Source organism: Rhizobium sp. SEMIA 4085, from assembly GCF_013004495.1.
Classification (GTDB): Bacteria; Pseudomonadota; Alphaproteobacteria; order Rhizobiales; family Rhizobiaceae; genus Rhizobium; species Rhizobium gallicum.
On the sequence record NZ_JABEPH010000690.1, the window covers coordinates 1 to 986 of the forward strand.

1 protein-coding gene is annotated in these 986 nt (G+C 61.8%); it reads right to left on the reverse strand.

All coding sequences use genetic code 11. The features are described 5' to 3' along the window. On the reverse strand, positions 1 to 986 hold a 986-nt coding region (hemA, locus tag C9413_RS32405; RefSeq protein ID WP_170251617.1), incomplete at both ends, for a 5-aminolevulinate synthase.

Consider the following 986-nt stretch of genomic DNA (forward strand, 5'->3'; position numbering starts at 1 on the left):
AGCCGTTCGGTCTTCTTCGGCACCGTCGGATAGTTGATCGGCTGGACATAGACGCCGAAATTGTCGAGCAGCAGATCCGAGATCCATTTGCACTTCGCCGCATCGCCGACCAAGACCGGCACGATGTGGCTCGGGTTCGGCATATGCGGGATGCCGCGCTGGTCAAGCAATGATCTCAGCTTGCGCACCCGGTCCTGATGGCGGGCGCGCTCGAACTGGCTGACTTTCAGGTGCTGGATCGAGGCCACCGCACCGGCAGCAAGCGCCGGCGGCAGCGCCGTCGTGAAGATGAAGCCGGAGGCAAACGAGCGGATGAAATCGCACAGCGCCGTTGAGGCGGCGATATAGCCGCCCATGACGCCGAAGGCCTTGCCGAGCGTGCCTTCGATGATGGTCAGCCGGTCCATCAGCCCCTCGCGCTCGGCAATGCCGCCGCCGCGCGGACCATACATGCCGACAGCATGCACTTCGTCGAGATAGGTCATCGCGCCATATTTGTCGGCGAGATCGCAGATCTCCTTGATCGGCGCGATATCGCCATCCATCGAATAGACGGATTCGAAGGCGATCAGCTTCGGCGCCTTCGGATCGGCGGCCGCAAGCTTGGCTTCGAGATCGGCGACGTCGTTGTGCTTCCAGATCACCTTGCCGCATTTCGCATGGCGGATGCCTTCGATCATCGAGGCATGGTTCAGCGCGTCGGAGAAGATGATCAGTCCGGGGATCCTGGCGCCGAGCGTGCCGAGCGACGCCCAGTTGGAGACATAGCCGGAGGTGAAGATCAGTGCTGCTTCCTTGCCGTGCAGATCGGCCAGCTCGCGCTCGAGCAGCACATGGTAGTGATTAGTGCCAGAGATATTCCGGGTGCCTCCCGCACCCGCGCCACAGTGGTCGATGGCGTTCTTCATCGCCTCGATCACCTTCGGGTTCTGGCCCATGCCGAGATAGTCGTTGGAACACCAGACGGTAACGTCCTTCTGACCGTC